Raw genomic sequence first — 25,959 nt, forward strand, 5'->3', positions numbered from 1 at the left:
GCGATAGGGCAGGGGGTCCAGACAAGCATACATGCAAGGCTGCTGGGCGCCGATAACCAGGTAGAGGCTCGCAGGTAATAAGGGGTGGGAACGACAGGAAGGTGGAAGAGAGACGAGCAGAGGTGCTAGAAGCAGATGACTGGCAGTGAACGACTGCATCTCGACAGGCTACGGCAGATGGTGGGCACACGCCTGATTGGCAAAGGTGAGGCACGTCTGCTGTATCTCCCGGTGGTTGATTCGACGAATACGCTAGCCATGCAGCGCGCCATCGAGGTTGGAGCAGACGAGAGTCTAGAAGGTTTGGTAGTACTCACAGAAAGTCAGACCGCCGGGCGTGGCAGGCAGGGCCGCCGCTGGGTTGACGTGGCTGGGCGCAATGTCCTCTTGTCGATGGTGCTCTATCCACGCTTCCCGCTCCCCCTGATGACGATGTTTTCCGCCCTGGCCGTGCTGGAAACCATTGCCGATACGGCTGGCCTTGTCGCTGCTATCAAATGGCCTAACGATATCTTGATCGGCGAACGCAAAGTTGCCGGTATTTTAATCGAGACCAGCTCTGATCGGGCCGGTCGCCTGGTGGCCGTACTGGGCATCGGCGTCAATGTCAATGGACGCAGTGAAGACTTAGCGATCGAGCAGAGTGCGGGCGGATCAGTGCAGTCTCGCCCCGAGGCTCCTGCAGCTGCGTCAGCTCCGCTGGTTCAAGCGCCGACGCCGACGACCCTGGAAGCCGAGTGCGGTCACGCTGTGAGCCGCGAGGCCTTCATAGCTCACCTTTTGGAGCATGTAGAAGACTTCTATCTGGCCTTGCAGAAGGAAGTCGAAGCCCACGGCGAACCGTCCGCGCTGACAGCGCCTGCTATCTCGACAGCGATTTTCTCGCTGCCGGTGGTGCAACTCATTCGCGAGCGCTGGCGTAGTTCTTTACAGACGCTGGGACGGGCGGTGCGCATTCAGCAAGGTGCCCGTCTACTGGAGGGTAAGGCGGAGGGGATCAATGAAAGCGGCGAACTGCTGCTGCGTTGCCACTCGGGCGAGCTGGTGACAGTCACCTGGGGAGATGTAGGGCATCTCGCTCAGTGAGTAACGGCTCCTGCTCCCGTGAGAGATCGCGCTCTGAGCGTAAGGTCACTGAAGGAAGAGGGGCTTGTCTCGCTTTACCGATCCCATGCCTTTACTCGCGGCAAACCGGCCAGCAAGCCAGAGACCTGGACCGGCTCTCTCTTGAAAACGCTGCTTGACTGACTGTTGGCGCTGTCCCTGCTGTGTGGCGCGGCAGCTCAGGAGGCAGATTGCGACTCTGGTAGTAGATGAGCGATTTCCTGCAGACAATGGAGGGAAACATAGGATGGAGACACAGGGCGTCTATCTGACCGAGGATGGCCGGCAACGTCTTCTGAACCAGTTGGAGTTCTTGCGTACAGTCAAGCGGGCCGAGGTTGCACGCTACCTGCATGATGCCAAAGAGGGGGGCGATGTCAACGACAATGCGGCCTATGAGGAAGCCAAGACGGAATATGCGCGTCTCGAAGGGAAGATTTACGAGCTAGAGCAGATGCTTGCCACGGCGCGCACGATTCAGAAGGTCCAGAGCGATGAAGTCACGCTGGGATCGGTGGTGCGTGTGCGCAGCAGCGACGGACGTGAGGCTTGCTATACGATTGTAGGCGCCTATGAGGCCAATCCAAGCGCGGGCCGCATTTCTAACGAGTCCCCAGTAGGCAAAGCTTTGCTTGGCCATAAGGTGGGCGATCTGGTTATGGTTTCTACCCCTGGTGGTGTAAAAGAGTACACTGTCCTCGCCATTGAGTAAGTGAGCTTCTCCCCCTGCGACGAGAGCATTCCTGCTGTCTCCTCCCCGAGTGCTTTCGTCTTCTGATCCAGCCAGGATGGAGTATGCCGCTGTGTCTTGCTTTGGGGGCCGCCTTCTCCTGTGCGGCCCTCCTCTTTGGGTGCGTTCACAATCTGCCCGCCCGTTGCTGATTGGGGTGCGTGGTGAAGCGTGGAGAACGGAAAGGTAAATGGAGGCATAGACCAGGCTGCGAACCGGTCTGCTTCCTTTCTTCCTTCCTCTTACTCTCCCCCTGCTATCCACTGGCCCGGAATTTTGCTAAAATAGCGGCAAACCATTGTGAGGAGTTTTCAAGAGCGTTATGGCTGATGAAAGAAGTGTGCGGCTCCAGCGCCTAGAGGCCTTGCGAGAGCGCGGTATCAATCCCTATCCCAACCATGTTGAGCGCAGCCATACGATTGCCGAGGTGCTGCAGCACTTCGATGAGTGGCTGGGAGAGGAGCACTCTTTTTGTCTGGTTGGGCGCATCCGCTTGCTCCGCGAGATGGGCAAGGTCGCTTTTGCCCATATTGAGGATGGCACTGGTCGTATTCAGATCTACTTCCGCATTAACGATCTTGGCGAGGAAGCCTATCGCACAGTTCGCCTTCTGGATATCGGCGACTTTATTCAGGCCCGGGGCTTTCTCTTCTATACACGCACCGGTGAGCGCACGCTGCATGTCCTGCAGTTCGCGATAATCGCTAAGGGCTTGCGCCCATTGCCCGAGAAGTATCACGGTCTGGAAGATATCGAACTGCGCCAGCGTAAGCGCTATCTGGATCTGCTAGCAAACGGCGATGAGGTGAAGCCGATTTTTGTGACGCGTAGCCGCGTGATTCGGGCTATGCGCCGTTTCCTCGATGAGCGGGGCTTTCTGGAGGTGGAGACCCCGATTCTGCAGCCGATCTATGGCGGCGCGACGGCGCGCCCCTTTGTGACGCATCACCATGCCCTGGACCGCGATATGTATTTGCGTATCGCGGTGGAGCTGTATTTGAAGCGCCTGATCGTCGGAGGCTTCGAGCGGGTTTATGAGATTGGTCGCAACTTCCGCAATGAGGGGATCGATCGTACTCATAATCCCGAGTTTACCATGATGGAGTGCTATCAGGCCTATGCCGATTATGAGGATATGATGCGCCTGACGGAAGAAATGATCTATTCGATCGCTTTGGAGGCCTGTGGCACGCCGCGCATTCGTTATCGAGGCTACGAGGTGGATCTAACGCCTCCTTGGCCACGGCTGCCGCTGCTGGCGACCATTGAGGAGTTTACCGGGATCGATGTGAATCGCTATCCCGATCGTGAGAGCCTGGCCGCCGAGATGCGGGCTCGCGGCTATGAGGTTGATCCCACTTTGGGCCGGGGCCGTTTAATTGACGAGCTGAAGAGCGCGATGTTCCGCCAGGGAGCAGAGCCGTTGCGCCGCGCTCTCTTCTTGATCGATTATCCGCTAGACGTCTCGCCTCTGGCCAAGCGTCATCGGTCTCAGCCCGATCTGGTGGAGCGCTTCCAGCCGTTCCTGGGGGGCTTGGAAATCGGCAATGCCTTCACTGAACTCAATGATCCGCTCGATCAGCGCCAGCGCTTTGAGGATCAGATGCGTCAGCGCGCTCACGGCGATGTTGAGGCGCAGGTACTCGATGAGGACTTTCTAGAAGCTCTGGAGGTAGGTATGCCGCCTACGGGCGGGCTGGGCATCGGTGTAGATCGCCTGGTCATGTTCTTGACCGATCAGGAGTCTATTCGCGATGTGATCCTCTTCCCCACGATGCGCAAGGCCCCTAACGAGCTGTGATGTGCTAGCCATCTCTATCGTCGCTTGCTTGTTTGTTTTGCTCGCGCTGCTGCGCTGCCTGCTAACGTACTCGCTCCGGGCGGCGCTCCACACACTGGCGTTGCGCGCCGAAGCCTGGCTCTCTCTTCTCTTGGTTTGGTTGGTGCCCAGGGCAAGCTGTGTCAATGACTCGGCCTCGCTCGCTTGCTTCGCCAATACGCCTGGCTGGCGAGGCCGAGCAGAAAGAGGCCGTAGCGCTCTCCTCCTGGTCTTCTCGCCACTACTTGACAAGCCTCGCCTGAAGTGCTATAGTAGCTATACCGAAGAGCCGGGTGATCAGCAGTAAACCCAGTCAGGCGAGTTGGTGATCAGACCGGCTATGAGTAGTAAAGGGCGCTTAGCTCAGTGGGAGAGCGCTTCGTTCACACCGAAGAGGTCACTGGTTCGAGCCCAGTAGCGCCCACTTTTTTTTATGCCTGTTTTGGTTCTCTGGGTGGAAAGTGTGCTCCGGTTTGGTTTCGATGGCCTGCAGTTGAGGTGACTGATCTTGCCTGCCCTCATCGGGCAGGGTAGCAGGCTGCTCTCTGTTCTGTTCTCCTTGACGTCTAGAGTACCAGGCATTAGACTCTAGATGGATACCCTCGCGCGTCTTATCTCGAAGCGTGCAGCTTAGTCGTCGAAGAAGGCTGAGATTCGCTGAGGCGGTCAGTTGCCAGGGCAGGAGTAATCTTTTCTGGCCGGGCTGTCCCTCTGCGTCTCTCCCTGTCAGGCACAGCATTTTGTCAGCCGTCCCTGTAGGTAGAGAAGTGTCATGCTGGTCTTGATTGATAATTCATCCTGGCTGGTGCTGCTCGGGTACTGAGACAGGGCAGCGCGACGCCCGGGAAGATGCGGAATGGTTGCGCTTGCTGAGAACGCTCCCCGAGGGATCAGTGCCAGGGCCATCATGAAGCGGGCAGGTCGTCATAGGTTGGCTGCTCTCTCAGTGAGTTGATACACCTTTGCCACTCGGTACCGCCCTAGAATGCTATGACTCGCGATTTCGAGACGCAGCGTCGTTATCTAGTGGAGAGTTTGCGCAGTGCTGGTATCCACGATGAACGTGTACTGGCGGCCATTGGAGCCACGCCGCGCGAGCTGTTTGTCGATCCCCAACATCGTCAGTGGGCCTACGCTGATCAAGCGCTTCCAATAGGCTGCGGTCAGACCATTTCTCAGCCTCTCATTGTCGCCACAATGACGCAGGCCCTGGAGCTGAGCGGTCAGGAGCGCGTCCTAGAGATAGGGACCGGTTCTGGCTATCAGGCGGCGATTCTGGCGCGTCTGGCGGCCTTTGTGGCGACGGTTGAACGACATCAGCAACTGGCCTGCCAGGCGGCCAGGCGGCTACTACAGCTTGGCTTGCAAAATGTCTCGGTCTTTGTAGGCGATGGCTCGCTGGGCTGGCCGGAGGCAGCTCCTTATGATCGAATTGTGGTCACTGCCGCTGCGCCACAGATTCCTCAGCCGCTGGTCGCCCAGTTGGTGGAAGGGGGCCTGCTCGTCATTCCGGTTGGCAGCCATGATCATCAGGAGCTGCTGGTGGTGCGGCGTACTCCTAGAGGGCAAGAGGTGCATTCGCTTGGCGGCTGTGTTTTCGTGCCGCTGGTCGGTAAAGGAGGATGGGAAGAATAGCGAAAGCTTGTTGTCGGCACGCCCTCACTGGGCGTACAATACAAACAGAGGTTTCTGGTAGCGCTGTTTTCGATGTTCGAGGAGGATGAGCATGCCGGGGATACTGGCCAGTATCCAGCTTCGTTCGGTGCCGGGCTTGATTGCCTTTGTGCTGCTCTGGCTGCTGTTGTTTGAAGGGTCCCACCTGTTGCTGGCACTCTTGCGGCGCGATCAACTGATCGGCTGGGCCATTGGTCCGCTGGGCATCACGACCCTGTTTGTGCGCGAGCCATCGCGCCTCTATATCGTGCTGGAGGCCCTCCTGCCCGCATTGGTCTCAGGCAGCGTAGTGTATATCGGCTTTTTTACGGCTCTCGGCCCGGTTTCTCTCCCCCATCATATCCTGTTGGTGATCGGGGTGACGCTGGTCGGTGTGCTCATCACCAGTACTGGCGATATCATTAATGCCCTCTGCGATTTGCTGTATCCGCTTTGGGGAGAAGCTCGCGTCTTGCGCCACATTCAGATTCTGCGCGCAAGTTGGGCTACTATCCATTTTACTCCATTCGGTCGCTCTTACTTGCTGGACCGCTTCCAGGCGACGCCAACCGATCTATTGAAGGCCTTTTAGTTAGAAGGACAACGAGAGTCGAGGCAGGCGGCGGGTTAGCTGTCAGACCGGAAGCTCTCCCTGGCCTCGCACATGAGGGAACGGTAAGGTAAGATCGACCCTGCCCCAGGGCTGAGGACTGAGTGGGCGCTTGGCGTGTCTCATGATCTAGAGTCGGTTGGCTTCGGGTGAGGTATGGGGAGTCCGCGGTAGGCTAAAGTAGAAAGTGCTGCCCATGCCACGCTGATTGCTGGCGTAGCCGATGTGGCCTCCATGAGCTTCGACAATGGCGCGAGCCACATACAGGCCCAGGCCAATGCCTGAATACTGGCGGCTGGCGGCGTTGCGAACGCGATAGAAGCGCTCGAAGATGTGGTCAAGGTATTCGGGGCTGACGCCGATGCCCTCGTCGCTGATGCTCACCAGGAAGTCATCGCCTGTACGCTCTAGTCGCACCGTGACGTGTCCCCCTTGGGGAGAGTATTTAACAGCGTTGTCCAGGATATTGCCCACGACCTGAGCAATGCGTTGGCGGTCGGCGATCACTTTGCTATCCTGCACTTGTAGATCAAGCTGGATGATGTGCTGCTCTGTGTTGGCCTGGGCTAGACGGACCTGCTCGGCCAGCAAGTCTGCCAGATAGAAGGATGTATATTGCAGATCCAGGCGTCCCCATTGCACACGCGACAAATCCAGCAGATCGCTAACCAGGCGCTCCAGGTGCTCGGCCTGACTCTGCACAATATAGAGGCTGCGCAGATCATAGCTTTCAGGTGGCTCTGGCTGCCCACGCTCCCCACGTGGCTGGTGGCGGAGACGCCGCTCCAGGCGCCGGACGAGGTGCTGCGTATAGCCTTTGATGGCGGTCAGAGGAGTTCGCAACTCGTGCGAGACCACCGAGACGAACTCATCCTTCAGCTTCTCGATCTGTTTGCGATCAGTAATATCGTTGAGCACGACCACCGCGCCTCCAGGCAGAGGGTGATGGCTATCTTGATTGAGCGGAGCGGCGCTGATACTCAGCGTTAAAGGGACAGTCTCATTGCTCTCGCCAATGATCAGCTCCTGGTTTTTGATGGTTTGCCCGGTTAGAGCCTGATCAACCACATGAGCCAGTTCGCGTAACCAGGGCACGTTGCTGCGGGCGGCGAGTTGGCGGAGGGGGATACCGCGTTCAAGACGGGTGTCGATCTGAGCCTGCTGAAAGAGCTGCTCGGCGAAGCGGTTCAGGGAGACAATCGCGCCCTGAGCATTGGTAATCAGCAGCGCTTCGGCCATACTACTGATAATCAGCTCCAGCCGGCGCCGCTCGAATTCAGCTTCACGCCAGAGAGCCTGCTCACGCTCACGCAGACGCATATTCTCCAAAGCGATCGCTGCGTAGTCGGCGATGATGCGGGTCAGCTGCAGGAGTTGCGTATCAAAGACCCCCTCACGCTCGTGGAAGAGGCTGAGCAGGCCAATGATGCGATCCTCGACGGCCAGTGGCAGATGAAGAAAATCGCCGATTTCGCTGCCGCCGAGCGGGGACTGTGGTTCCATCAGAGCCAGATCGTCAGGGGCATCGAGGTAGGCGGCCACAGCCAGCTCTTCGGGGGTCACGCTGGGGAAATCGATAATGTTGGCGGCCCGGGCGATGCGCTGGATCATCTCTTGAAGGAAGGAGGCGCTGAGTGGATAGCGGGGGATGATGGAGAGTTCGAAGGGATCACCGTATTGCCCTTTCAGGAGAATGGCGCAGGCGGAGAAGCTATATAGTTCTTGCAACGTAGCCAGCAAGGCACGATGAACCTGGAAGCGATCGTTGGCGGCAACAAAGCGCTTCCCAATGGTGTTGAGATATTCCATCTCATGGCGGAGGACCGCCAGCCGATCTTCCCCCGATCCTCTGGAAGAGCGGTACGCGCCATCTGGGAGTGTCGACTGAGACTGCACGCTGCTCTTCTCCATTGCTCACTGCTACGCTACATTGTCTCTGCTATCTACTGCAAGATCGACATGTGCTGGAGCTGGCGGGTCACCTCATCGTGAAGCGGAGTAACAATCAGGTCACCTGTGAGTTCCTTCAAGCCCGCGAAACACTCCTCCAGAAGGGCGTTTAGCCCTGCCTTCAGCTCCTGCGGAGACTGGCCACCAAGCTGCTCCTGGGCAATGGCCGGAGTAACCTCAGTATACGGGATACGCTCAAGAAAGTGAAGAAATGGGTACTTCTCCGCTACTCGTCGGGCTGCTCCCTGAACGAGCACGCGCGTGGTCACTTTCCCCAGGAGAGGCGCGACACGGTCATCGAGCAGGCGGATGACCTCCAGATAGGCCGCGACGACAGGCTTCCGGGAGTCTGCAGGGCTGGTGTCTGATGAGTACAGCGACAATGTTGTCTCCCTTCGCTATGCTCACACTCTCCTTTATATTATATCACACGCTAACTATCCCAGTCAGCTAACTTTGATTGGAGTCGAAGTAGTTGTATTGACATGTCTTTGCTTTGATCCATGAGAGAAGCAGCTTCGCTTTATCAAGTGTTAATGTGCATGCCTACTCAATGTATTGAGTAGCACTGCTTCAAAGGGGCGGTTGCACTCCCAGGCGGCGTCTCTTCGGCGGCCAGCAAGGGGCAACCTCAAGTACAAACAAACTGGCTTTGTGACTACGTGAGCCTGTCTCATGTCGTTCTGTTCTGGCCACAGATGCTGGAGTGGGGGAAGAAGAGAAAAGGTGACAGAGTCAGAGAGGGGAGGGGCAGAGGCCGACCTGATAGCGTCGCTTTCTTCCCTTCCCTGCTCTGTCGTTCTGTCAGACTGATGAAGCGGCTAACTAGGACTGGCGTGGCAGCAGCCCGAGCAGGCGCGCCAGCCAGAGGCGCCAGCCGCGCAGGGCTGGAGGCTTAAGGGCTGGCTGTGACGAAGCCTGTTCCAGGTTGCCGTAGCTGGCGGCCAGATCAAGCAGACGCTGGCGGGCCTCCTCGCGGCGGGCGCGTTCGGCCTCCAGCCTGGCCTGAGTCTGATAGCGCTCCTCTTGCTCTGCGATAGCATGCAGGAAGTGCTCGCGGCGGATGAAGAACTGCTGATCTTCGCCGCTGGGCTGAGCTGTCTGCGTGGATGAAGTGGCCTCGCTCGCTGTCTTGCCCTCCTGTTGCTCCTCGCTGATCTGTATCCGTCCGACCTGCTGCAGACGCGGCTCAATCCAATCATGTAGGGCCAGCATTGAGGCCCGGCGACAGATGGCCTCGATATCGGCGCCGCTGCGACCCGGCGTCAGTTGGGCCAGCTCTGCCAGGCTGACATCGGGGGCCAGTGGTTTACCGCGAGTGTGTACCGCAAAAATCGCCTGGCGATCGGCCTCGTCTGGATAGGTCAGCTCGACGATCAAGTCGAAGCGACCCGGACGGAGCAGAGCCGGGTCAATCAACTCGGGACGATTGGTGGCCGCTAGCACAATGACGCCTGTACGCCCCTCGATACCATCCAGCTCCGTCAGCAGCTGAGCAATCACACGGTCCCCGACATGCTGATCCAGCTCGGCCCCTCGGCGTGGCGCCAGGGCATCGATCTCGTCGAAGAAGATGATACAGGGAGCTGCCTGTTTGGCGCGCTTAAAGATCTCGCGTACCCCCTTCTCAGATTCGCCGACCCATTTTGAAAGCAGCTCGGGGCCTTTGATCGAGATAAAGCTGGCGTTGCACTGATTGGCCAGGGCGCGCGCCAATAGCGTTTTACCGGAGCCTGGGGGGCCGGCCAGAAGCACGCCGCGAGGCGGTTCAACCTTGGCCTTGCTGTAGATCTCGGGGTAACGCAGTGGCCACTCAACGCCCTCGGTCAGCAGTCGCTTGGCGTGTGTTTGTCCTCCAATGTCATCCCAGGTCGTCTCACTGACCTCAACATAAACCTCGCGGGTCGTTGACGGCTCGATCTCACGCAGGGCAGCCTGGAAATCGGCCATTGTGATATTGAGATTCACCAGCGTCTCAAATGGGATGTAGCCGCTCTGGTAGTCAATGTAGGGAAGCACGCGACGCAGCGCAATCATGGCCGCCTCTCGACAGAGGGCCTCCAGATCAGCCCCCACAAAACCGGGTGTGAGCTGGGCCAGGCGAGCGAAATCGACGTCGTCCGCCAGCGCCGCATCGCGCGTGTGGATGCGCAAGATCTCCATGCGTCCGTAGAGATCGGGCACGCGCAGGGCGATTTCCCGGTCGAAGCGCCCTGGCCGGCGCAGCGCTGGATCAAGGGCGTTTGGTTGATTGGTGGCACCGATCACGACGACCTGACCACGGGAGGCCATCCCGTCCATCAAAGCCAGCAACTGGCCAACGATGCGGCGCTCAACTTCGCCCCCCATTTCCGAGCGACGCGGGGCCAGGGCATCTATCTCATCAATAAAGATGATGCTGGGGGCGCGCCGCTGGGCTTCCTGGAAGACCTCGCGCAAGCGCGATTCGCTCTCGCCGTAGAATTTGTTGATGATCTCTGGCCCGTTAATCACAAAGAAGGCGGCGTTCGTTTCTGAAGCTACTGCACGGGCGATCAACGTTTTGCCCGTACCCGGTGGGCCATAGAGCAGGACCCCTTTGGGCGGCTCAACTCCCAGGCGGTCAAAGACCGCTGGATACTTGAGCGGCAGCTCAATCATTTCACGAATGCGCTGTAACTCCTTGCCCAGGCCCCCAATATCTTCGTAGCTGACACGCCCTAAACCGCCGGGGCGTCCTGCGCCACGTGCCTGAGCGCGAACCACAGTGCCGGGCTGGACAATTACCGCCTCTACTTCTGCGCGCTCGTTCTGCTCGGCGAAGGAAGCAACCCCTGTGCCTTCAAGCTGGGAACGGCGAGAAGCGTAGCTAGGCGTGGCTGGCACTGTGCCAATGATCAAGAATTCGCGACTGGCTGTCCCTGGTAAATTGAGGCGCAGCAGGTCACCCGTGACCACTGGCAGGCCCACCAGGTAGCGTGCGATGTACTGCAGGTCGCTCTCCTGAATAGGGGCCCCGCGGCTCAGAGGCAACAACGTAATCTTCTCCGCCCGCTGCACTCGCGCCTTACGGACCGTGACGCGCTCACCCAGGCCGGCATCGCTATTCTGGCGTACCTGGCTATCCATCTGGATGATGCGCTGTCCGCGCTGCTGTGGTACACCTGGCAACAGCCTGGCGGCGGTCGTGCGTGCCCCTGTGATCATAACGATGTCGCCTGGCTGGCAGCCCAACGCTTCTATATCGCGTGGATCAACACGGGCGACCCCCCGTCCTACCTGCAGGCCTTCGACGACAATGAACTGCAGACCTTCGTCCTCGCTCGTTGCTGCCGGCGCTTGCTCATGGGCTTCCTCTGGGCCCGACCCTTTGCTGCTGCTCGTAGCTGTGGTCTCTGGCTCCTGGTCTAAACGGCTGGTGATCCTACCGGCTCCCACGTTGCCGGACCCACTGCTACTCTGATGTTGCCGCTCCTCCATTGCTCGATTCCTGCTCTTTCGTAGAATAACGCTTGTATTGTTTGTCCCTTGAAGAATAGCTGGCTTGCTGTCAGCTTGCTCTTTCTCTCTCACTCCATCTACGTTACAGCCGGGGTCAGGGTTAAAGAGCAAAGAGCACTGCATAGCTGGCGTTGTAAGCCGGAGAGAATCTTTTCGCGCCAGCCTGGCGGGCAAGTTGCTCCTTCGGGAGGGCGGGACTTGTCACAGCCAGCTAGCTAGCCAGCCGGCAGCAACCTGGGTCAGGTGAGGCAAGCAATGCCTGCTATTCAGCGAGCGGTACGGGCGTGCCAAAGCGCGGTGCGAGCATCGCGGCTGGAGCTATGGCCTGCCTCGATGATGGTGCGGCGCAGAAAATAGCCCCCGCTGAGAACCAGGAGCGAGAGCAACAGACCGCTGACGCTCGGGCGACTGCGCTCCGGCTGGCTGGTTGCGACCTCGGACGCGGCTTTCTCCCCGCGAAGTAGCAGCCGCGTCTGAAGCAGCCAGGGCAGCAGCAGGCCGCCAGTAACCACGAAACGCCAGAACCGCAGGCCATGCTCATCTGGTCCGCTGCCTACCAGAGCACGGGCGGCACGTCCAGAACCACGCAAGAAAGCGAAGAGACCAAGCATCTCGCTCAGAAGAGCACCCCACTCAAGGCGCTCCAGCTTGTGCAGGGCGGTGGCTGGGGCCGCGACCAGGCGTAGCAAGAGAGCAATCAGGGCTGAACTGGTGGAGATAGCGGACGAAATGAAGACGGCGCCCAGCATCTTGCTACGCGACCAGAGAGGAATACTGGTCGTAGCCAGGAGCACGCCGGTATAGCCCCCCAGGAAAAGCGAGAGGGCCATACCTGGTAGCGCCAGCAGACGCTGAGGCAGGCGGGCCAGCCAGCGTGCTCCCCACCAGCGACCCAACCACTGGTCGCGTGCGGCCTGAATCAGCGCTGTCAGGCCACTGAAGAAAGAGAAACTTACCAGGCACCAGACGCCCATTGACATAGGCGAGCGCACTTTAAACATGCGCAACATATTCAGAAAGCGCTCTGGGCGTCCGAGATCCTTGATCAGCAAGAGCGGACAAGGCAGCAGCGCAAGCAATGAAAGATAATAGCCAATGCGCCGCGTTGCACGGTCCTCGGGGCCGCCGAAGAGGGCCGCCAAGCTGGCGATAAAATAGCAGCCGGCAGCCAGGCCGCCCAGGAAAAAGTACCAGACGATTTCCCACCGCCAGACCGGCTCTTTAAGCGCAGGATAGTCGTAGTAGGTTGGCTCTTGCTGTTCCCGCTCAGGATCGGGACGATAGCCTGTACTGAGCGCAGCCAGAGGCTCAAGCCAGCCGTCGCCCCCAGAAACCTGCCTGAGCCGTTGCGCCAGGGCTCGACCTCTAGCAAGCCAGATGGAAACACCATGTCTCTCTAGCTGCATCGCTCCTCAGCGCCTCCTGAAGGAAAAGATTCCCAATAGGCTCAACATCAATGCCGCCAAGACCGTCCAGAGCGAAGCTGGCAGAACATGCTTGCTGGGACGGGACGGGTGTTCAGGAAGATTATAGACCGCAGGCTCGTCTAGCAGCAGAAAGAAGGCGTGCAGCCCGCCCTCCAAAATGGTATCGTCAGCGCCATAAAGGCGCGCCTCGCGTACGCCACGCTCATGCAACTGGGCCAGGCGAGCCTCTGCCTGCTGGCGTAGCTGATCCAGCGGACCGAACACAATAGAGTCCGTCGGGCAGACCTTGGCGCAGGCTGGTTCCAGGCCGTCCTTTAGACGGTCATAGCACAGGGTGCACTTGCGCGCCGTGCCACCGAGAGCATCGCGAGCAATCACCCCGAAGGGGCAAGCAACCACGCAGTAGCCGCACCCATTGCAGATATCCTGCTGCACATAGACGGTATCAAACTCGGTGCGAATAATCGCACCGGTCGGACAGGCCTCAAGACAGGGGGCATTGGCGCAATGCTTGCAGACGTCACTCAGCATCAACCAGCGATCGGGATTGAAGAAAGGCAGCTCACCGGGAGCTGTGGTCGTCTCGACAGTGCCAGGCCTGTCGTAGTCACTTTCCTCGCCCCGCCTGATGCGTTCGATAAAGAGCACATGGCGCCAGTTGATCGCGTTCAGCTCGCGCGTATTGTCATAGCTGGTACCCGCCCAGGCCGGTTCACGCGCCGGAAGCTGGTTCCATTGCTTACAGGCAATTTCGCAGGCTTTACAGCCGATACACAGGCTGGCATCGGTAAAAAAGCCCACTGCTGGCTGTGGGGGGAGCGGCTCCTCCTTGCGCAGCGGCTCCAGCAGAGCGCGCACCTGCTTGAGCACTCCGGACAGAGGTCTCGCTGCTTCAACCGCCATAGTCTTCTCTCCTCTTTTACTGCCGACATACCAAAGCGGCGGCACCCGACGCGGGAGGACGGCCCATGTTCATCAGGCGCCATCCCCCCGGGCAGTGTAATGAGCGGCGCCGGCGTGCCATACCGCTCCGTAAGCGCTTAGCGTCTGCCCCGCGCTGGACGCACATCGCAGAGGAAAGCTTTCGCCTCCTCGATGCTGACGTTTGGCTCAAGGACCATGTGCGTCAAATCGTTGGTGATGCTGCCCGTGGCCTTGCCCTGAAAGCCCCAGTGGAAGGGCAGCCCGATCTGATGAACGATACGCCCGTTGAGCCGCAGAGGACGCAGGCGCCGCGTGACCAGAGCGCGGGCCTCGATCTCACCGCGTGGTGTCGCAATGATTACCTGATCACCGTGGCGGATCTGGCGTTCCGCTGCCAGCTCGGGACTGATCTCCACAAAGAGGGCCGGCTGCAGCGCATTCAGCCAGGGGAGCCAGCGCGTCATCGGGCCGCTCAGATGATGCTCCGTCAGGCGGTAGGTGGTGGCCACGATCGGATAGCGCTCATCGCCGACCGCCGCCAAACGGTTGTCCGGGCGATCACGGTAATAGCGAGCCGCGGGATTGCTCTGGCGATGATAGAGCGGGTTTGCGATGGGCGCCTCCGCCGCCTCATAGTGCGTGGGAAGAGGACCATCCTTCAGGCCGCTCGGCGCGAAGAGCCAGCCTTTACCGTCGGGCTTCATGATGAACGGATCGCTACCAGAGTGCGCATCGATCCCGGTGGCCCCCGGCGGCGGCGTATAGCTTGGCGGCTTGCGCAGCGGGAAGTCAGGCACATCGTAACCCGTCCATTGTCCACGCTCTTCGTCCCACCAGATATACTTTTTGCGTTCCGACCAGGGGCGGCCCTGGGGGTCAGCCGAGGCCCGGTTATAGAGAATGCGACGGTTAGCCGGCCAGGCAAAACCCCAGTTGGGGAAGGTATAGCCAGAAGGATCACGTGAGGCGGCGCGGTTTCGCCCTGGCTCTGGATAAACACCGCTGTAGATCCAGGAGCCGCAGGCGGTACTGCCATCGGCCTTCAACGCCGTGAAATCGGGCACATGTGGCGCCTCGCGCAGACCATACTCCTTGCCATCCGGCGTGCGCGCATAATAGCCATTAATCTCCTTAAGCACCAGCAGGACATCAGGCTCATCGGGAATACGGGAGCCTGGCTCTGGCGTCTCACGCTCGTAGTCCCAAGTCAAGGCCTTAATAGGCAAGTCCCGTTCATAGGGACTATCGGCATAGAGCGCCTTCAGACGCTTACCAAGGTGATAGACGAACCAGAGATCGGAGCGCGCATCGCCGGGCGGATCAACGGCCTTATCGCGCCACTGCAGCAGACGCTGCGTATTGGTAAACGTTCCCTCCTTCTCTGTGGAGGCGGCGGCGGGCAGCAAGAAGACCTCGGTTTTGATCTGCTTGGGATCAACCGCCTCTCCTTCAGGCCCGCGATACCAGAAAGCTGCCGACTCCACCTCGTAGAGATCCCGCACCACCAGCCAATCGAGCTGTGCCAAAGCCTTGCGCTGCATGCGGGCATTGGTGCTGCCGGCGGCAGGATTCTGGCCAAAGAGGAAGTAACCGCGCACCTTACCATCGAGCATCTCGTAGCTCGTAGCCAGGTGAGAATGATCGCCAATAATCTTTGGCAGGAAGCGATAGCTACGCTCCCCATCCTCCTCATCGGCATATGAACCATACCAGGCCTTCAGCAGGCTGCGAATATAGGCCGGCAGATTGGCCCACCACCCTGTTTTCTGACCAACCGCGGCAATATATTCGGCCAGAGTCTGCTGAGAAGGCCCGACCGGCCTCATCTCCTCACCAGCCACCGGCGCCTGCACCTCTTCGGAGCGCGGGCGCCTGGTTCCCGAGCCAGGAGCAAGCAGAGCCGCCGGCTGCGGCATATAGCCCGAGAGCAGGTCATAGAGCGTTGGCACATCGGTCGACCCCTGAATCGAAGCATGACCGCGCAAAGCCATCACCCCGCCGCCTGGGCGCCCGATATTGCCCAGCAGGAGCTGCAGCATGGCTGCAGTGCGAATAATCTGCACGCCCTTCGATTGCTGCGTCCAGCCCACCGCGTAACAGATGGCACTGGTACGCTCGCGGCCCGAATTGGCAATCAAGGTATCGACCACTTGCTGCCAGAGCGCCCGTGGCACTCCACAAACCTGCTCAACCAGCTCGGGTGTATAACGGGCATAGTGGCGGCGCATGATCTGGTAGACGCAGCGCGGATGCTCCAGCGTAGGATCGCTCAACGGGCGGCCATCAGCATCGCGCTCGTAGTCCCAGCTTGTCGGATCGTAGGTGCCAGTCTCTGGATCGTAGCCCGAGAAGACCCCATCGAGATCCTCGGTATCGCGGAAATCCTCGCGGATCAGCGTGGCGATATTCGTATAGTGTAGTACATACTCATGGAAGAAGGCCTTATTCTCCAGTAAATAGCGAATAATGGCCCCGAGGAAGACGATATCGCTTCCTGCTCGGATAGGTACGTAAAGATTAGCGAGAGCGGATGTGCGCGAGAAATGAGGATCGATGTGAATAACCTTTGCGCCGCGCTCTTTCGCCTTCACAACATTGGCGAAGGCCACCGGATGGGCTTCCGCCATGTTGCTGCCCATAATCAAGATGCAGTCGCTATTAACAAGATCCTGTGGGAAGGTCGTGGCCCCGCCACGCCCGAGTGTTGTGCCCAGACCGGGCACTGTCGAGCTGTGTCATATACGGGCCTGGTTCTCAATGGAGACGATGCCCAAAGCGCCCGTGAAGAGCTTCTTCATCAGATAGTTCTCTTCCACATCGAGCGTGGCACCGCCCAGCGAAGCAATCGCCAGGGTATGATTAACCTCGCGCCCATCGGGAAGCCGCTCAACAAAGGTAGCATCGCGCGTCTGCTTGACGCGCAGCGCGATCTGCTCCATTGCCCAATCAAGCGACTTCTCTTCCCAGTGATCGCTGTAGGGGGCCCGGTAGAGCACGCGCGTCAGACGGCTGGGATTAACCGTATACTGAAAGGTTGCAGCCCCCTTCGGACAAAGCGTTCCGTGATTGATGGGGCTATCGGGATTCCCCTCTATATCAATCACCTGGTCATCTTTCACATAGACGTTGAGGCCGCACCCCACGGCGCAGTAAGGACAGACGCTGTGAACAACACGCGCCTCGCGGATGCGCGGCGCCTTCTGGCGGCTCTCTGCGCTGAACGGTTGGCGCTTTGAGCCGATCTCCAACACCTCATCAGCAGCCTCTTGCAGTGTCTTCACCAGCGATGGCCACACCGCACTTGCTTCTTTTGCACCTTCGCGCTTCCTGGCTGACATAGGCACTTTCCTTTCCGTTCCGTCTGCCGCTCGGCGTTTGCCGAGCAGCGCAGGGAGACTCAGAAGCCTAGAACGCCATTGCCTTCAGCCTCTGCTTTACCTCTTCTGATGGAGGAACAGAATCATTATGGCACGGGCCGGGAGCGATTTCCAGTCTCGGGCCTCATCTTCTTCCCCCCGACTGCCGACGCAGGCCGTCACGCGAATGGGGCTGGCCAGATCGGGCCACTATCGCCGTTGTCGCCCTGCTCCTGGTACAATCAGCTACAGACTTGCTAAACCGGGCCATAGCGGGCTATAGTAATCACATATTTGAACCGATCTAAAACACAGAGAGCTACTTTGATATACTCTGGGGGAACATAACCTGCCCTGGAGGTAAAAGTTGTAAGAAGGGTCTGAAGGATGCATGGATAGGTCTCCTGAGCATAAGCACGAATCACCATCGAGAAACAAGCGTCGCTTCTCGCTAAGGACATTCTGGAAACAGAATCCCTGGATGCGTCTCATCCTGCCGCTGATCGTAGTCGGGGTGGCCTTATTTGTCCTGCTGACCATGCGTGTGGTGCGTAGTCCTTTAATAGGGACGACCACGCATGAAGTCCCGATCAGCGCCTTGCTAGATATGGCCGATCGCCATCTGCTCAAGAGTGCCCTTATCAGCGGCAGCGATGTCTACGCCCGCGATCGAAGCGGTGAGCAATACCACGCCTTAAAAGAAGAGGGGCAGTCCCTGACTGACCTCCTGCGACGGGATGGGGTCACCGTGACCGTCGATAATGGACAGCGGACGAGCTGGGAGCAAGGGCTCGTCTATCTCTTTTTTGTAGCGCTAGTGGTGGGAGGAGCCTTTTTCCTCCTGCGCCGTGCCGGTCCCGGCGCCTCGGCTCTGCCTTTCGCTCGCTCGCGTGCGCGGCGCTTTCACGAGGGACGCCCTTCGATCCTCTTCAAAGATGTCGCTGGGGTCGAGGAAGCCAAAGTCGAGCTGGAGGAAATCGTCGAATTTCTCAAACAGCCCGAGCGTTTCCGCAGCATGGGGGCCCGTACCCCGCGCGGTGTCCTGCTGGTAGGGGCACCGGGCACAGGCAAGACGCTCCTTGCGCGCGCGGTTGCGGGTGAGGCGGGAGTACCTTTCTACAGCGTCAGCGGCTCAGAATTCGTGGAAATGTTCGTAGGCGTTGGCGCAGCGCGCGTACGAGATCTCTTCCGCGAAGCCCGGGCCCATGCTCCTTGTATCATCTTTATTGATGAGATCGACGCTGTGGGTCGGCAACGCCATGCCTCTGCGGCCAGTGGCAACGATGAGCGAGAGCAGACGCTCAACCAATTGCTTGTCGAAATGGACGGTTTCGAAAAGGACAGCAGCGTCGTCGTCATTGCCGCCACCAACCGGCCTGATGTCCTCGACCCGGCCCTGCTGCGTCCTGGCCGCTTTGATCGCCAGATTGTCCTTGACAAGCCCGATATTCGCGGACGGCTGGCGATTCTTGAGGTCCACGCGCGTGGTAAACCGTTAGCAGACGACGTCGATCTGCAGCGCATCGCCCGTCAGACAGCGGGTTTCTCCGGGGCTGACCTGGCTAATCTGCTCAATGAGGCGGCCCTGCTGGCAGCCCGTCGACGGCGTGAGACCATCGGCAATGCCGAGCTAGAAGAAGCTATTTTGCGAGTAATGGCCGGGCCTGAACGCAAGAGCCGTGTCATTACAGAGGCCGAAAAAGCCATCATTGCCTATCACGAGGTAGGCCATGCCATCGTCATGCGCTCACTGCCTGGCGCAGACCCGGTGCGTAAAGTTACCGCCATTGCGCGTGGCATGGCCCTGGGCATTACGCTGCAGGCGCCCCTAGAGGACCGCTATCTGCTGCGCCGCTCGGAGCTGCTGGCGAAGATGGCCGGAGCGATGGGAGGCCGTGCCGCTGAGGAATTGATGTTCGGCGACATCACCACCGGCGCCAGTCAGGATATCGAGTATGTAACTGAGCTGGCGCGACGCATGGTCTGCGAGTTCGGCATGAGCGCCCTGGGGAATGTCGCCCTCAAAATGAGCGAAGATGGCAGTACCCTGATTAGTCCCGAGATGGCTGCCCGCGTCGATGCCGAGGTCGCACGCCTGGTGGAGGAAGCCCATCAGACGGCTCTGAGAATTCTGCGCGAGAAGCGCGACAAGCTGATTGCCATTGCTGAGCGTCTCATTGAGGTCGAAACCATCGATGGCGAGGAGCTGGATGCGATGCTCTTCGCCGCTTGAGTGGAGTTGTTGCGAACCATGACGCGCACCTTTCTCGCTCTCGATCTCAGCCCGGAGCTGCAAGCCTTTCTGGGCCGCGCCATCAGCCGCGGCGCGCACCTTTTACCTGCGGCCCGTTGGGTTGAGCCTGCTTCGCTCCATGTGACCCTGGCCTTTCTAGGAGAATTGAGTGATGAACAACTGGCGCAAGCAATTGAAGCCGGTGAGGCTGCGGCGCGGCAGGTGCCGCCTTTCAGCTATCGCTTAACCGGACTGGGGACCTTCGGACCGGCACGCGCACCACGGGTGATTTGGATGGGGATTGAGGACCCTTCGGGGCGAATGCTGGCCTTGCAGCAGACGCTGATGCGTGAGTTGCAGGCGCGGGGGTTCCCACCCGAGGAGCGTCCTTTTTCGCCACACTTGACGCTGGCACGCCTCAAGGCTCCTCTCTCGCGCGAGGAGCAGCAGGCTTTGCAGCGCTTGCTCTATGAGATTCGAGTCCCAGCTTCGTTACCAGTGCATACCGTCGAGTCTCTCGATGTTATGAAGAGCGAGCTATCACGCGCGGGTGCGCGCTATAGTTGCTTGCATCGCGCCCGCCTCGCCTCAGCTGAAAATGCCAAAAGTAGCAGCTAGTTCGCGGGCGAGGCCTAGGCCGGGCCGCGCTGCTCAACTATCAAGAGTAGAGTACTTGCCCGCGGAAAGCCTCCCAGCCTTGAGCGCATTCAGTCAGCCTGCTCCACCCCCGGCCCTTCCTTGCTGCCAGGAGCGTGAGAGCCGTTTCTCCCCCCTTGTTTCCCTCTTGGGGGAGGGCTTCGATGTCACGCAGAGCAGAAAGGAAGAAAGAGCCTGGGGTGGCCTCTAGCCCGCCGCGCTGGCTCGCAATGCTCCTACCAAGAGGGGCAAAAAGCGATTCAGGGGTTGACAAACTCCGGCAAGTGGTGTATCCTCTCAGACAGCAGGACCCGTTACAAAGCAGTGGCTGCGCGAGGGTGGTAAGGAGGGAAGGAACAAAGAGCCGATACAGGGTTCGCAAAACGACCTGGCAACGATGCCCGCAGTCAGTGACCTCCGAGACGCCGCGCATGCTCTTGCGCTCTTTCCTGGTGCAGGCTGGCAGAGATATTCTCTATAATGCCAGGGTGGCCAGCCAGCAGCGAGAGAAGAATGCAGAGCAGGATTTGAGGCGACGACCTGCCTCAAGCTGTTAAACGTTTCTTGCAAGCAAGCAAAAATTTCTCTAGCTGTTGAGACGTTTGTTCCTTCAAAGAGAGGGTAGTCTTTTCCTACCCTAAGCTGAGCAATCGCGCGGAGCGGAAGTACAGACGGATAGCAAGCAATTCTCTGTAGAGAAGGAGCCAGTGAGCATGTCAGCAGCGTGTTGCACCGGCAACCAGCGGGCCGAAACACTGTCCTGGGCTGAACAGCCAACAAAGGGCGGTCGCTCTGCTGCCACTGTGACACGGAGTGGCATGGGGCATGCTGCCGCTATGACGGCTGCCGTGGCTATGGCTGCTGCTATGATGGCTGCTTCTCTCCTCGTTCTGCAAATCGGCGTCTTGACGCCGATTTCTTTATTTATTGCCCCTCTAGCTATTGTGATTGCGTCGACGCTCCTCCTTGTAGGGCTTGTGCTCCTTATTGGCCTTAGCCTTACCCTTAGCGGGTTGGTAAGCCTTACGAGCCTTAGCCTTAGCCTCGTAACGCTTACCACGGGCCTTACGCCTGGCACGCCGAGAGGAGAGTAGCGGGAGCAACGACGCAACCCGATCCAGCGCAGGTAACCTAACGAGGGCCTCCCGGCAGGGCGGTTCCTCGTTTTTTATTGCTTGCAGGGCGTTTCGCAGCACTCTTACAAGTCAATATCTGGACTCAAAGGGTCTATCACACGTCGAAAATCTCTAGCGAGCTATGCAGGGACGCCCCTAGGTTAAGGAGGAAGGTAATATGACAACAACTGCGACGGTTACTCAGGAGTCAGGAGATGCCCGTAGGGCCAGCCTGCCTATCACTGACGAGGCACGTGAGCTGGCCGGCAGTCACATTCTCTGCGAGGCCTTGGTGCGCGAGGGCGTAGAGTTGCTCTATGGCTACCCAGGCGGGGCGATCATGCCCTTCTACGACGCTCTCCCTGCCTATCCCCAGCTCCATCATGTGCTGGTGCGCCATGAGCAGGCCGCTGCGCATGCCGCCGACGGCTATGCTCGCGCTACTGGCAAGGTAGGCGTCTGCGTGGCCACCAGCGGCCCGGGGGCCACCAATCTGGTCACTGGCCTCGCCACCGCTTACATGGACTCTACGCCAGTGGTCGCCATCACGGGCCAGGTGGGTCGTCCCTTCATTGGACGCGATGCTTTCCAGGAGACCGATGTCCTTGGCCTGACGCTGCCCATCACCAAGCATAATTTCCTGGTTAAGCGCGTCGAGGAGCTGGCTGATGTGGTTCATGAGGCCTTCCAGCTCGCCCGCAGCGGGCGCCCCGGTCCTGTGCTGATTGACGTCCCCAAGGACGTCCAGTTTGCCAAGACCCTCTATCGCCCTGCTGCTTCTGTGCGCTCGATCGAGCTGTATCGCACGATGCGCGTACCTCAACCCGAGCCTGAAGCCATTCAGCAGGCGGCTCGTCTCATTGCTCAGGCGCGTCGCCCAGTTATTATGTCTGGTCATGGCGTCATCCTTTCAAATGCCTATGCAGAGCTGCGCGCCCTGGCCGAGAAAACCAACATCCCGGTGATTACCACCCTTCTCGGTCTGAGCGCTTTCCCGGTTGATCATCCGCTCTTCCTGGGCATGCCGGGCATGCATGGGCCGGCCTTTGTGAATCGCGCCATCGGCGTCACAGATCTGATCATTGGTGTCGGCCTGCGCTTCGACGACCGCGTGACCGGCAAGGTCAGCGAATTTGCCCCGCAGGCTCAGATTATCCATATCGATATCGATCCGTCGGAGCTGAACAAGGTTAAGCCGGCAGCCGTGCCGATCCTGGCCGATGCCAAGGCTGCTCTGGCGGCCCTGGTGGAGGCAGTTGAGCCGGGCAACCATCAGGAGTGGCTCAGCGAGCTGCGCCAGTGGGAAGCCGAGGAACAGGAGCGCTCCCGCCGCCTGCGCCGTTCCGTGCCCTATCCCACACCGACCGATATCCTCGATGCCATCTACGAGGTCACCGATGGTGAGGCCACGGTGGTCAGCGATGTGGGCCAGCACCAGATGTGGACAGCTCGTTTCTACAAGTGGACCCGCCCCAACAGCCATATCACCTCTGGCGGCCTCGGTACGATGGGCTTCGCCCTGCCGGCGGCAATGGGTGTCAAGATGGGGCGGCCCGAAGCGACTGTCTGGGTGGTGGCTGGCGATGGAGGCATTCAGATGAATATCCAGGAGCTAGCGACCATCCGTGACGAGGGCGTTGAAATCAAAGTGGCCATCATGAACAATGGCTACCTCGGCATGGTGCGTCAGTGGCAGGAGTTTTTCCATCAGCGCAACTATTCCGAGACCCCCATTAGTAGCCCTGACTATGTCAAGCTGGCCGAGGCCTATGGGCTGACCGGTATGCGCGTGGAGCGGCGTGAAGACGTTCAAGCTGCTGTGCGGAAGGCTATGGAAACGCCTGGTACGGTCATCATCGACTTTGCTATCGAGGCCGAAGCCAATGTCTACCCGATGGTGCCGCCTGGAGCTGCCATCACTGACATGATTATTGAGCATGAGTAACCGCCAGGTCTGCGAGGCGAGACGGAAGGATGGGATTGAACATGACGGAGCAGGCTGTTGCTGCAGCGCGGGCTGGACAGGCTGATGCCCCCCGAGGATGCGTGCAGCTCTACACGCTGGTCTTGCTGGTCGATGATCGCCAGGGGGCGATTGATCGTGTGGTCAATGTCCTGCGTCGTCGACGAGCCAACATGCGGACGCTCGTCGTCAGTCCGAGCGAAGAGGCTGGCGTGGCGCGGGTCACCGTAGTTGTCGACGATGCTGAGGTCGGAGTCGAGCATCTTTGTGAGCAGCTACGCAAGATTGTCGACGTGCGTCAGGTGCTGCGCTTCCCGGCTGGGCAGGCAATTGAGCGAGAGCTAGCGCTGGTTAAGGTCAACTGCACTGCGACCAATCGTAGTGAAATCATCGAACTGGGCCAGCACTTTGGGGCGCAGGCCATCGATCTGGCGCCTGAGACCCTCACGCTGCAGATCACTGGCAAAGGGGAACAGGTGGAGCAGCTCCTGGAGCGGCTCCAGCCCTATGGCATTCGCGAATTGGCGCGCAGCGGTTGCCTGGCAATTGCGCGCGATGAATAGGAGGAGGAGCAGTCAATGGCGAATATCTACTACGATGCTGATGCCAATCTTGAGCTGATTCAGAGCAAGCGCGTGGCGGTCATTGGCTATGGCAGCCAGGGCCATGCGCATGCCCTCAACATGCGCGATAACGGCTGCAATGTCGTGGTCGGCTTGCCGGCGGGCAGTAAGAGCCGCGAGAAGGCCGAAGCCGACGGGCTGCAGGTCATGACCACCGCTGATGCGGCGGCGCAGGCAGACATTATTATGCTGCTGATCCCCGATCAGTATCACCGCGAGGTATTTGAGCGCGATATCCGGCCGGGTCTGGCCCCGGGCAAGATGCTGATGGTCGCCCACGGTTTCAGTATCCATTATTCGCAGATTGTGCCGCCACCCGATATTGATGTGGCAATGGTGGCCCCCAAAAGCCCCGGCCATATGATGCGGCGCCTGTTCACCGAGGGTGTGGGCGTGCCAGCCCTGTGGGCGGTCCATCAGGATGCGACCGGCCAGGCAGAGGCGCTGACCTTGGCCTATGCTCGCGCCGTTGGCTGCACGCGCGCTGGCGTGCTGCGCACAACCTTCGCCGAAGAGACGGAGACTGACCTCTTTGGCGAACAGGCCGTCCTCTGTGGAGGCTTAACGGCCCTGATCCGCGCCGGCTTCGAGACGCTGGTAGAGGCTGGCTATCAGCCCGAAGTAGCCTATTTTGAATGCCTCCACGAAATGAAGCTGATCGTTGACCTGATGTATCAGGGCGGCATGAGCTATATGCGCTACTCGATCAGCGACACCGCCGAGTACGGCGACTACGTCTCTGGCCCCCGCATCATTAATGAGCAGGTGCGCAACGAGATGCGCAAAATCCTGCGCGAGATCCAGGATGGCACCTTCGCGACGCGCTGGATTCTGGAGAATCAGGCCGGACGCCCGGCCTTCCAGGCCATGCGCCGCTCCAACGCGCAGCACCAGATCGAGCAGATCGGTAGTGAGCTGCGCGCGATGATGCCCTGGCTCAAGCCTGTAGACAAGCGGCCCGAAATTGCTGGGCCGACGAAGAAGTGAGGAAGAGAGCAGCCTGAAGTGGCTCGCCGGTGATAGCCTGAGCACCGGCGCGCTCATCAGCTTGCCTGCGCTTGCGGGCGACGAGACGCCGACAAATGGCCTCTCGCCGCCTGGTGAATGGTCACAAGGAGGAACAACAATTATGGGAGATCCTGCGGTAATTCGCGTCTTTGACACAACTCTGCGTGACGGCGAGCAGTCGCCTGGCGCCACGATGACGACTGAGGAGAAGCTGCAGGTCGCTGAGCAGCTCGTGCGCCTGAATGTCGATATCATTGAGGCTGGCTTCCCAGCAGCCTCACCCGGGGACCTGGCGGCGGTGAAGGCCATTGCTCAGCGGGTGCGTGGCCACGATGTGGCCATCGCTGGCCTGGCTCGCGCCAATACCGAGGATATCGATGCGGCCTGGGAAGCCGTCCGCGAGGCGGAACAGCCAGTGATTCATGTCTTCCTGGCAACCTCTGATATCCACCTGAAGTATAAGCTGAGGATCACACCTGAGGAAGCCCTGGAGCGGGTCAAGACAATGGTGGCCTACGCGCGCAACCTTTGCCCGCGGGTTGAGTTCTCGGCGGAAGATGCAACACGCAGCGATTGGGATTATCTCTGCCGTGTCTTCGAGCTGGCCATTAAGGCGGGTGCGACTACCATCAACGTGCCCGATACGGTCGGCTATATCACTCCGCATGAGTATGAGATGCTCTTCCGCTACCTGCGTGAGCGCGTGCCAGGTATGGAGGATGTGGTGCTCAGCGCGCATTGTCACGATGATCTCGGCCTGGCTACAGCTAATACCCTGGCGGCGATCCGTGGCGGTGCCCGGCAGGTGGAGGTGACCATCAATGGCATCGGTGAGCGCGCCGGCAATACGGCAATGGAAGAGGTGGTGATGGCCCTGCGTACGCGCCCGGATGTCTTCCAGGCCGATACGCGCATCAATGCCCGTGAGTTTGTGGCGGCCAGCCAGCTAGTCAGCCGCCTGACTGGCATCCCGGTGCAGCCGAATAAGGCGATTGTGGGCCAGAATGCCTTCGCGCATGAGGCCGGCATCCATCAGGATGGGGTGCTCAAGAATCGCTTGACCTACGAGATCATGACGCCGCAGTCTGTCGGCTGGGACGATACGCGCCTGGTGCTCGGAAAGCACTCCGGACGCCACGGCCTCGATGCTCGCCTGCGCCAGCTCGGCTATCGCTTGAATGCCGAGCAGCTGAAAAAGGCCTATGCGCGTTTCATCGCTCTCGCTGATCAGAAGAAGTATGTGACTGACGACGATCTGATCTATATCGTCGAAAGCAGCCTGGAGACGCCTTCGGCTATCTGACCTTGCCTTTCTGGGGCAAGAGATC

Annotated in this window: 18 protein-coding genes and 1 tRNA gene; 13 read left to right on the forward strand and 6 right to left on the reverse strand. The window is 59.5% G+C overall.

Features of this window, described 5'->3' with window-relative positions:
* Positions 1-135 precede the first annotated feature (135 nt).
* From AC6H1L_RS18310 to AC6H1L_RS18335, 6 genes are all read left to right on the forward strand, one after another.
* Entirely contained in the window at positions 136-1,086 is a 951-nt protein-coding gene (locus AC6H1L_RS18310) for a biotin--[acetyl-CoA-carboxylase] ligase (RefSeq protein ID WP_497598905.1), read from the forward strand.
* Positions 1,087-1,351: 265 nt separating this feature from the next.
* A complete protein-coding gene (greA, locus tag AC6H1L_RS18315; protein WP_052888503.1) occupies positions 1,352-1,816 on the forward strand; it encodes a transcription elongation factor GreA in 465 nt (154 codons plus the stop codon).
* A 340-nt stretch (positions 1,817-2,156) separates the two neighbouring features.
* A complete protein-coding gene (lysS, locus tag AC6H1L_RS18320; protein ID WP_497598906.1) occupies positions 2,157-3,635 on the forward strand; it encodes a lysine--tRNA ligase in 1,479 nt (492 codons plus the stop codon).
* 370 nt (positions 3,636-4,005) lie between these two features.
* Positions 4,006-4,077 (forward strand) — tRNA-Val (locus AC6H1L_RS18325).
* 566 nt (positions 4,078-4,643) lie between these two features.
* Positions 4,644-5,288 (forward strand): protein-L-isoaspartate(D-aspartate) O-methyltransferase, encoded by a 645-nt coding sequence (locus AC6H1L_RS18330; protein WP_497598907.1) that lies wholly within the window; start codon positions 4,644-4,646, stop codon positions 5,286-5,288.
* Positions 5,289-5,379: 91 nt separating this feature from the next.
* Entirely contained in the window at positions 5,380-5,898 is a 519-nt protein-coding gene (locus tag AC6H1L_RS18335; protein ID WP_497598908.1) for a hypothetical protein, read from the forward strand.
* A 147-nt stretch (positions 5,899-6,045) separates the two neighbouring features.
* Here AC6H1L_RS18335 and AC6H1L_RS18340 read toward each other — a convergent pair whose 3' ends face one another.
* From AC6H1L_RS18340 to AC6H1L_RS18365, 6 genes are all read right to left on the reverse strand, one after another.
* Positions 6,046-7,827 carry an ATP-binding protein gene (locus AC6H1L_RS18340; RefSeq protein WP_497598909.1) on the reverse strand — a complete coding sequence of 594 codons (1,782 nt, stop codon included), beginning with the start codon at positions 7,825-7,827 and terminating at the stop codon, positions 6,046-6,048.
* Between the two features lie 32 nt (positions 7,828-7,859).
* Positions 7,860-8,249 carry a hypothetical protein gene (locus AC6H1L_RS18345; protein ID WP_497598910.1) on the reverse strand — a complete coding sequence of 130 codons (390 nt, stop codon included), beginning with the start codon at positions 8,247-8,249 and terminating at the stop codon, positions 7,860-7,862.
* Positions 8,250-8,691: 442 nt separating this feature from the next.
* Positions 8,692-11,325 (reverse strand): CDC48 family AAA ATPase, encoded by a 2,634-nt coding sequence (locus tag AC6H1L_RS18350; protein ID WP_497598911.1) that lies wholly within the window; start codon positions 11,323-11,325, stop codon positions 8,692-8,694.
* Between the two features lie 287 nt (positions 11,326-11,612).
* The gene (gene nrfD, locus AC6H1L_RS18355; RefSeq protein WP_497598912.1) at positions 11,613-12,752 is read right to left on the reverse strand and encodes an NrfD/PsrC family molybdoenzyme membrane anchor subunit; all 1,140 of its coding nucleotides are present in this window, start codon (positions 12,750-12,752) and stop codon (positions 11,613-11,615) included.
* A gap of 6 nt (positions 12,753-12,758) precedes the next feature.
* Entirely contained in the window at positions 12,759-13,676 is a 918-nt protein-coding gene (locus tag AC6H1L_RS18360) for a 4Fe-4S dicluster domain-containing protein (protein WP_497598913.1), read from the reverse strand.
* Positions 13,677-13,813: 137 nt separating this feature from the next.
* Positions 13,814-17,035 carry a molybdopterin-dependent oxidoreductase gene (locus tag AC6H1L_RS18365; protein WP_497598914.1) on the reverse strand — a complete coding sequence of 1,074 codons (3,222 nt, stop codon included), beginning with the start codon at positions 17,033-17,035 and terminating at the stop codon, positions 13,814-13,816.
* A gap of 499 nt (positions 17,036-17,534) precedes the next feature.
* Between AC6H1L_RS18365 and ftsH the strand changes: the two genes are divergently transcribed.
* The 7 genes from ftsH (at position 17,535) to AC6H1L_RS18400 (ending at position 25,934) form a co-directional block, all read left to right on the forward strand.
* Positions 17,535-19,286, forward strand: a complete 1,752-nt coding sequence (gene ftsH / locus AC6H1L_RS18370) for an ATP-dependent zinc metalloprotease FtsH (protein ID WP_497598915.1) — start codon at positions 17,535-17,537, stop codon at positions 19,284-19,286.
* Positions 19,287-19,904, forward strand: coding sequence for an RNA 2',3'-cyclic phosphodiesterase (gene thpR / locus AC6H1L_RS18375; RefSeq protein WP_497598916.1), 618 nt, complete (start codon positions 19,287-19,289; stop codon positions 19,902-19,904).
* A 731-nt stretch (positions 19,905-20,635) separates the two neighbouring features.
* Positions 20,636-21,016, forward strand: coding sequence for a hypothetical protein (locus AC6H1L_RS18380; protein ID WP_497598917.1), 381 nt, complete (start codon positions 20,636-20,638; stop codon positions 21,014-21,016).
* Between the two features lie 199 nt (positions 21,017-21,215).
* Positions 21,216-22,982 carry a biosynthetic-type acetolactate synthase large subunit gene (gene ilvB, locus AC6H1L_RS18385; RefSeq protein WP_497598918.1) on the forward strand — a complete coding sequence of 589 codons (1,767 nt, stop codon included), beginning with the start codon at positions 21,216-21,218 and terminating at the stop codon, positions 22,980-22,982.
* 41 nt (positions 22,983-23,023) lie between these two features.
* Complete coding sequence (gene ilvN, locus AC6H1L_RS18390) at positions 23,024-23,563, forward strand: acetolactate synthase small subunit (protein ID WP_497598919.1); 540 nt, start codon at positions 23,024-23,026, stop codon at positions 23,561-23,563.
* A gap of 15 nt (positions 23,564-23,578) precedes the next feature.
* Positions 23,579-24,610, forward strand: a complete 1,032-nt coding sequence (ilvC, locus tag AC6H1L_RS18395; protein WP_497598920.1) for a ketol-acid reductoisomerase — start codon at positions 23,579-23,581, stop codon at positions 24,608-24,610.
* Positions 24,611-24,752: 142 nt separating this feature from the next.
* On the forward strand, positions 24,753-25,934 hold the full coding sequence (locus AC6H1L_RS18400; RefSeq protein ID WP_497598921.1) for a 2-isopropylmalate synthase: 1,182 nt from the start codon (positions 24,753-24,755) through the stop codon (positions 25,932-25,934).
* The last annotated feature ends 25 nt before the right edge of the window (positions 25,935-25,959 follow it).

It is taken from the genome of Thermogemmatispora argillosa, from assembly GCF_059696725.1.